The following is a 6,736-nucleotide window of genomic DNA, read 5'->3' as shown; positions in this document are numbered from 1 at the left end:
CAGCAGCGAGAAGGACCCTTGGCATGAGCCGCGAGTATCTAGTTTTGTGTAGTTTATGTGCGGTCACCCTGGGGTTGGCCTGCGGTCTGGGAGCGTTGCTGATCGACAGCCAACTACAAGTCATGGGGATGATGCTTGGGCTGGCTCTAGGTGGTCCGGCAGCGTGGGTATGGCAGCGCCGCCGCCGGGCCACCGCCCCCCTTAGCACCCTCCGCTAGGCGTCAAGAAACGCGCGAACCGCTGCCTCAAACTCGCGTGGTTTTTCCGCATGAAGCCAATGGCCAACGCCCGGAATTTTGGCAAACCGCGCCTGTGGAAATAGCGCTTTGATCCGCGCGCGATGCTCCGGCAGGACATAATCACTTTCGGCGCCTGACAAAAAGAACGCGGGCCCCTCGTAGCGGCCTTCAATCGCTGGAAAGCCGATGATTTTGTCCATCTCTGCTTCGAGCGCATCAAGGTTGAGCCGCCAGCGTTTGCCGGCCACATCAAGCGATTGCAGCAAAAAGGCACGCACGCCCGGCTCAGGGATGCTGGCCTCAAGCGCCTCTGCGGCTTCACTGCGTCGGGTGATTTGGCTGAGGTCTAGCGCCCGCATGGCATGGATCAGATGGACTTGGGTATGGCTGTAGCCTACGGGTGCAATGTCTGCGACGACCAACCGCCGAACCGCATCAGGGGCCGTTAACGCGCAGACCATCGCGGCCTTACCCCCCATCGAATGACCCACCACATCCGCCTGTCCCCAATTGGACGCAATCACCTCTGACAGGTCCTGCGCCAAGGCTGCATAGCTGTGATCGTCTTCACGCGGGCTATCGCCATGGTTGCGCATATCAACGGCCGCCACGGGGCCACGATCAGACAGGCGTTTCGCTATCACGCCCCAATTGCGGGCGGAGCCAAACAGCCCATGGGCGATCAACGTAGGCGACGCCGCGCCCTGTGACGGAAGGTTTGTGGTAGCTAACATACGTCAGATCTATCCCAACCGCTTCAACGCGGCCAGATACGTTTTGCCCATAAAGGGCCTAGGCCGCCGCATCCCCAAATTTACGGCACCACCAGCGCGCGATACGGACCTGAACCGCACGGATCAGGGCCAGCAGGCCCACCAAGACAATGATATTGAACCAAGGGATCAAAGTCGCGTCCGGCCCAGAAACAGGCTTGAGAGACGTCGCATTGGGATAAATGGAAATGAGCGTGCTGCGCCAGCCATAGTGGCGCACGGCGACCCACTGAGGTTCAGCCCGTGTGGAAATCACGGCCTGCGCATCCGCCTGCAAATCCGCGCTGTCGAACTTAAAGTACGGAGGCCACCCGACACCAGTATCTTCGTTGCGGTATACCCGTGTGGTCCCGTCGGCATCCGTTGTGTTGATCAACCGAAGATCCCGGTTGGCCGTTGTCGCGTTGCCGCTGTCGGCGCCCGCATAAAACCAACTATTCAGCCCGCCAACGTCTTGTCGAATAATTTCGGTCCCGGTCACAATCACAATATCACGTTGGGGCAGCGTGTAATGCAGACACGACCCCAAGATCGCGGCAAACAGCCCCCATAAAAACCACCTAATCACGGCCCTCAGTCCCCTTCCGGCATATTCAGCACAAATGCCAATACCGAAGTCGCCGCCAACGGGACGCAATAGACCCAGATCGCAAGGCGCTTCACAAGTCCCGGTATATAGTCGGCCAGATCGTTTTGCACGTAAGTATGTTCCGGCAAGGGCGGTTGCTTGGCCGTCCAAGTGGCTTTTGCAGCCTCAACCCGGCCCGCGCGAAAGTAAAAAAAGAAGCTAATAAAAACCACCGTCAAGGCCGCCAGCATCAGCATCATCACTCGAATATTCAGCAGCATAGCCACCCCCTTTGCTTATCTGCACATAGGTCGGCGCAGGCCTTGCCGCCACCCCCTCTGGTCATTGGGCGGCATTTGCCTACACTCACACCGACTAGTACGGGGGCCCCAATGTCCGATCCTCTTATCCAAACCATCGAGGCCCGGCGCGACGATCTGATCGCGCTGACCCAAGATCTGATCTGTATCCCGACGCTCAACCCGCCGGGCGATAATTACCACGCGATCTGTGCGTATCTGGACACCCGTCTGAGCGCGCATGGGTTTGTCACCGAAATGATCCGCGCCCACGGTGCGCCCGCAGATAGTGAAACACACCCACGCTGGAACATTGTGGCCCGGCGCGAAGGGGCTAAGCCCGGCGAATGTGTGCATTTCAATAGCCATCATGATGTCGTCACCGTGGGTGAGGGGTGGACCCGCGATCCGTTTGGAGGTGAGCTAGACGGCGACCGCATCTATGGTCGCGGCGCGTGTGACATGAAGGGCGGGTTGGCCGCATCAATCATTGCCGCAGAGGCGTTCATCGATACCTACCCCAACTTTTCCGGTGCTGTTGAAATCAGCGCCACGGCGGATGAGGAAACCGGCGGCTATGGCGGCGTCGCGTATCTAGCGGAGAAAGGGTACTTTGCCCCCGAACGCGTGCAACACGTCATTATCCCCGAGCCTTTGAACAAGGATCGCATTTGCCTAGGTCACCGCGGCGTTTGGTGGGCCGAGATTGAGACAAAGGGCAGGATAGCCCACGGTTCCATGCCGTTTTTGGGCGACTGCGCGGTGCGCCACATGGGCGCCGTGCTTGAGGAAATGGAACGCACGTTGTTTCCGCTTTTGGCCTCAAAACAGACGGATATGCCAGTAGTACCAGAGGGCGCGCGCAATTCGACCATGAACATCAACGCGATACATGGCGGCGCGGATGAGCTGCCTGCGGACTACACCGGGTTCCCCTCTGCTTGTGTGCCGGATTCGTGTCGGATCACGATCGACCGCAGGTTCCTGATTGAGGAAAACATTGAAGAGGTCAAAGCCGAGATCGTCGCCGTGCTAGAGACGGTCAAATCCCAGCGCCCCGAGTTCCGCTATGACCTGCGCGAGTTGTGGTCGGTCACCCCCACCATGACCGATGAGAACGCGCCGGTGGTGCGCACAGTCCAAGATGCCATCGCGCAGGTGTTGGACACGCAGGCGCAATTTGTTGTCTCACCCGGGACCTACGATCAAAAGCATATCGACCGAATTGGACGGCTCAAGAATTGCATTGCCTACGGGCCGGGCATCCTTGATCTGGCGCATCAGCCGGATGAATGGGTGGGTGTGCAGGACATGCTCGACAGCGCCAAAGTCATGACGCTGTCGCTGCGCACTCTCTTGCTGGACCCCGAGCGGGCCTAACCCGCAGCTAGCCCCGGCGCGCGGTGAAAAATTCCTGCAACAGCGCCTCTGATGCGGCGGCATTGATGCCATCGTACACTTCGGGCACGTGATGCGTTTGCGGGTGGGTAAACACCCGTGCGCCCTGCGCCACGCCGCCAGATTTCGGATCAGACGCAGCGTAATACACCCGCGCAATCCGCGCGTGGCTGATTGCCATGGCGCACATCGCACAGGGTTCCAACGTAACGTAAAGATCGCAATCCATTAGTCGTTCTTGGTTAAGCGCCGCACAAGCCGCTCGGATAGCCAATACCTCGGCGTGGGCGGTGGGGTCGTTGCGTTCACGCGTGCGGTTGCCCTCTATGGCCAAGACCTTGCCATCCTTGGACAAAATGACAGCACCCACGGGGACTTCGCCGCGTGCACCTGCGGCCTTTGCGGCCTCTAGCGCGGCCTCCATATGGGATCGAAACGTCATAATGCAGACTTGCCGAAACGCCGGCCCCCACGCAAGACGCTTTCCAAGCGCCCACGAGCGCGATAAGGGGAGCGCATGTCCAACACACCCCCCACCAAAAGCGCGCCTCCCGGTGACCGCATTGCCAAAGTGATTGCCCGCGCAGGCATCGCCTCGCGCCGTGACGCCGAAGTTATTATTGCCGAAGGCCGCGTAACGGTTAACGGACAAGTCATTGAAAGCGCCGCGCTAAACGTGACGGATGAGGATCGCATCGCAGTGGATGGCGTCCCCCTTGCGCCGCCAGAACGTGCACGCCTGTGGATGTACCACAAGCCAACAGGCCTTGTGACCACGACCCGCGACGAACAGGGGCGTGAGACTGTGTTTGACGCGCTGCCCGACGATTTGCCACGGGTGATGACCGTTGGGCGACTGGACCTCAATTCTGAGGGCCTGTTGCTTTTGACCAATGACGGTGAGCTGAAGCGCCGCCTTGAGCTGCCCTCAACCGGCTGGCTGCGTCGCTACCGCGTGCGTGTGCGCGGCACGCCGACTGAGGCACAACTGGAGGCGATGCGCGCCGGGCTCACCGTTGAGGGTGAACGCTTTGCCCCCATGCAGGTCGCGTTCGACCGCCAGCAGGGCGGCAACGCTTGGCTTACACTGGGCCTACGCGAAGGTAAGAACCGTGAAATTCGGCGCGCTATGGAAAGCCAAGGGCTTCTGGTGAACCGTCTGATCCGATTGAGTTATGGGCCGTTTCAGCTGGGCACACTGGCGACCGGCGAGATTGAAGAGGTCCGCACACGTGTGCTGCGTGACCAACTAGGAGAGCCCGAGATGGCCGACGACATCGAACCCCGCGCCCCCGGAAAACCCGGCCCCGGCGGTCGCAAACCCGGCGGGAAACCTGCTGGTAAATTTGGCGGCAAGCCCGCTGGAAAGTTTAGCGGAAAGCCCGCTGGGCGCCCTAGCGGAAAACCCGGCGAAGACCGTGGTGATCGCCCAGCGCGCAAACCTTACGGAAAACCCAGCGAAGACCGTGGTGAGCGGCCCGCGCGTAAGCCATACGGAAAACCCGGCGAAGACCGTGGTGATCGCCCAGCGCGCAAACCTTACGGAAAACCCGGTGAAGATCGTGGTGACCGCCCGGCGCGCAAACCATACGGCGAGGATCGCGGTGATCGGAAGCCCTTTGGCAAAGACCGTCCTGACAACGATCGATCTGCTCGGCGCGAAGCCGAACAAGCAGAAAGAGCAGAGAAAAAGAAGCAGTTCCTCGCGAACCCCGGCATGTCGTTGCGCAAGGACGCCAAAGGCGCGCCAAAACGCGGTAGCGCCCGCAAAGGTGGGGCCAAATCACCCGGCGCAGGGTTCTATGGCTCGCGTGATCTTAGCTCGAAAAAACCGAAAAAACCCTGAGGCTTAGGCCTCAGGTTCTTCTTCTATCGCGTAAGCCGTGAACAGTTTTGTTTGCGTGAAGAAGAACGCAAAGATCGCGATGGGCACGCCAAACGTGTCCACCGTCACATAGACTTCGGTCGACAGGCTGCGCCACGCGATCTCGTTGAAAACGGCGAGGCCCGCAAACAGCATCGCAAAGCGTTTCGTCAAGATGAGCCACCCTTCACGTTGCAGCGGAATCAGGTCTTCCATCAGATATTCAAGATAGCTGCGCCCACGCGCCAGTCCGAAAAACAAAATTGCGGAAAAGATAGAGAACATGATCGTCGGCCGGATTTTGATGAAACGCTCGTCGTTGAACCAAAACGAAATACCACCCGAAAAGATTACCAAAACAGCTGTTAGCACCTGCATTTTTGACAGCTTGCCCGACAGCGCCCACAAGATCGCCGTAGCCGCCAGAATGACGGGAATGAACGCCACCGTCACCGCGATGAAGCCCCCGTATTCCGTCCCATTGATGAGAAACGTCTCATCCTTGAAATACATGTAGGCCCCAAAAAACGCGAGAACCGGCCCCGTTTCCAATAGGAATTTCAGCGTGCCGTTCACAGGGCGCCCCTCAGATTGGGGAACAGGTTTGGACGCGGGTTCAGGCTGGCTCATAACGGCTTCTCCATAGCTGTAGCCAGACGTAGGCCCCGTGGCGCGGAATATCCACCCCTAGCTGCCGACCTCAATGAACACGGCCCCCAGTGCAATCAAACACATAAGCGCAATCCGGCGCGGGCCGACGGTGTCCTTCAGGATAAGCCAGCCGATCAGAGCCGCAAAAACGATTGAGGTTTCGCGCAAGGCCGCAGCCTCCCCGACTTTGCCCAATCGCGTCGCCAAAAGCACCGAACCAAAGGAGCCGTAGGCCACGAGCGCGCCAATCACACCGCGTGTGAACAGTGGCCGCCACTCGGGCGTGGCCACGCGCCCCCGTGCGTGCAGCCACAGCCAAAGCGCCGGAAAATCGAGCGAGCAGAGAAAGAAGAACCACACCACAAACGTGAACGGGTTGGGCGTTGTGCGGATCGCGAAGGCATCGAAGGTTGTGTAGGCCGCAACCATCATCCCTGTGAACAATGCCATGCCAAGCGCCGGCAAAAGTGAGGCTCGGTCCTCAACCAAATAGAGGATGTTATAAAGCGCGAGGCCAAAGATACCGGCCAATAAGCACCCCAGCCCAAACCATTGCAGGGGTGCGAACGTTTCACCAAAAATCAGCCATGCACCAAAGACCGCAAAAAGCGGGGCCGTGCCCCGAACAACGGGGTAAACAACGGTAAAAGCACCTCGTTGATAGGCCGCAGCCATCCCAGATTTATACAAAAAGTGGATGACCAAAGCGCCGGCAAACAACCACCATTCATGGCCCTGCGGCCACGGCACGACGAACACTGCAAACGGCACCGAGATAGCGACAAGGCAAGCGTCAATCGCAGCACGTGTCGTCCACGGATCAAAGCGCCCTTTCTGCATCGCGCCAAAGACCGCGTGCAAAAGCGCCGCAAACAGCACAAGTAATAGGGCGGCCTGTTCCCCCGCTGGTGTTCCCTCAATCGTGAGGATCCACGCGCTCATGT

9 protein-coding genes are annotated in these 6,736 nt (G+C 59.2%); 3 read left to right on the top strand and 6 right to left on the bottom strand.

Going from position 1 to position 6,736, the window contains the following annotated elements:
• The coding region (locus tag AC4GMC_RS03030; protein WP_488084034.1) for a hypothetical protein at positions 1-218 on the top strand (218 nt) is incomplete at its 5' end.
• Here AC4GMC_RS03030 and AC4GMC_RS03025 read toward each other — a convergent pair.
• The 3 genes from AC4GMC_RS03025 to AC4GMC_RS03015 are packed head-to-tail and all read right to left on the bottom strand — an operon-like array spanning position 215 to position 1,861.
• Positions 215-973, bottom strand: a complete 759-nt coding sequence (locus AC4GMC_RS03025; RefSeq protein ID WP_487877347.1) for an alpha/beta fold hydrolase — start codon at positions 971-973, stop codon at positions 215-217. The two genes, AC4GMC_RS03030 and AC4GMC_RS03025, sit on opposite strands and share 4 nt — an antisense overlap.
• A 58-nt stretch (positions 974-1,031) precedes the next feature.
• Entirely contained in the window at positions 1,032-1,580 is a 549-nt protein-coding gene (locus tag AC4GMC_RS03020) for a DUF1523 family protein (RefSeq protein ID WP_487877348.1), read from the bottom strand.
• Between the two features lie 5 nt (positions 1,581-1,585).
• On the bottom strand, positions 1,586-1,861 hold the full coding sequence (locus AC4GMC_RS03015) for a hypothetical protein (protein WP_487877349.1): 276 nt from the start codon (positions 1,859-1,861) through the stop codon (positions 1,586-1,588).
• Between the two features lie 111 nt (positions 1,862-1,972).
• On the opposite strand from AC4GMC_RS03015, the gene AC4GMC_RS03010 reads away from it, so the two are divergent.
• On the top strand, positions 1,973-3,259 hold the full coding sequence (locus AC4GMC_RS03010; protein WP_487877350.1) for an acetylornithine deacetylase/succinyl-diaminopimelate desuccinylase family protein: 1,287 nt from the start codon (positions 1,973-1,975) through the stop codon (positions 3,257-3,259).
• 7 nt (positions 3,260-3,266) lie between these two features.
• Here AC4GMC_RS03010 and AC4GMC_RS03005 read toward each other — a convergent pair whose 3' ends face one another.
• Positions 3,267-3,719 carry a nucleoside deaminase gene (locus AC4GMC_RS03005; RefSeq protein ID WP_487877351.1) on the bottom strand — a complete coding sequence of 151 codons (453 nt, stop codon included), beginning with the start codon at positions 3,717-3,719 and terminating at the stop codon, positions 3,267-3,269.
• A gap of 75 nt (positions 3,720-3,794) precedes the next feature.
• Here AC4GMC_RS03005 and AC4GMC_RS03000 point away from each other — a divergent pair, with 75 nt between their 5' ends.
• Positions 3,795-5,123 carry a pseudouridine synthase gene (locus AC4GMC_RS03000; protein WP_487877352.1) on the top strand — a complete coding sequence of 443 codons (1,329 nt, stop codon included), beginning with the start codon at positions 3,795-3,797 and terminating at the stop codon, positions 5,121-5,123.
• Between the two features lie 3 nt (positions 5,124-5,126).
• Here the strand turns inward: AC4GMC_RS03000 and AC4GMC_RS02995 are convergent, their stop codons facing one another.
• On the bottom strand, positions 5,127-5,771 hold the full coding sequence (locus AC4GMC_RS02995; protein WP_487877353.1) for an inner membrane-spanning protein YciB: 645 nt from the start codon (positions 5,769-5,771) through the stop codon (positions 5,127-5,129).
• A gap of 57 nt (positions 5,772-5,828) precedes the next feature.
• A complete protein-coding gene (locus AC4GMC_RS02990; RefSeq protein ID WP_487877354.1) occupies positions 5,829-6,734 on the bottom strand; it encodes an EamA family transporter in 906 nt (301 codons plus the stop codon).
• Positions 6,735-6,736 lie beyond the last annotated feature (2 nt).

The sequence above is a fragment of the Thalassobacter sp. genome (assembly GCF_982993085.1).
The sequence above is the reverse complement of the archived record's forward strand: the minus strand, read 5'-3'. Positions and strand labels throughout refer to the sequence as shown.

Excerpts from the sequence above, each read along its gene's own strand:
- AC4GMC_RS02990 (WP_487877354.1), bottom strand. The coding sequence starts at position 6,734 with ATGAGCGCGTGGATCCTCACGATTGAGGGAACACCAGCGGGGGAACAG.
- AC4GMC_RS03025 (WP_487877347.1), bottom strand. The coding sequence starts at position 973 with ATGTTAGCTACCACAAACCTTCCGTCACAGGGCGCGGCGTCGCCTACG.
- AC4GMC_RS03010 (WP_487877350.1), top strand. The coding sequence starts at position 1,973 with ATGTCCGATCCTCTTATCCAAACCATCGAGGCCCGGCGCGACGATCTG.
- AC4GMC_RS03000 (WP_487877352.1), top strand. The coding sequence starts at position 3,795 with ATGTCCAACACACCCCCCACCAAAAGCGCGCCTCCCGGTGACCGCATT.
- AC4GMC_RS02995 (WP_487877353.1), bottom strand. The coding sequence starts at position 5,771 with ATGAGCCAGCCTGAACCCGCGTCCAAACCTGTTCCCCAATCTGAGGGG.
- AC4GMC_RS03015 (WP_487877349.1), bottom strand. The coding sequence starts at position 1,861 with ATGCTGCTGAATATTCGAGTGATGATGCTGATGCTGGCGGCCTTGACG.
- AC4GMC_RS03005 (WP_487877351.1), bottom strand. The coding sequence starts at position 3,719 with ATGACGTTTCGATCCCATATGGAGGCCGCGCTAGAGGCCGCAAAGGCC.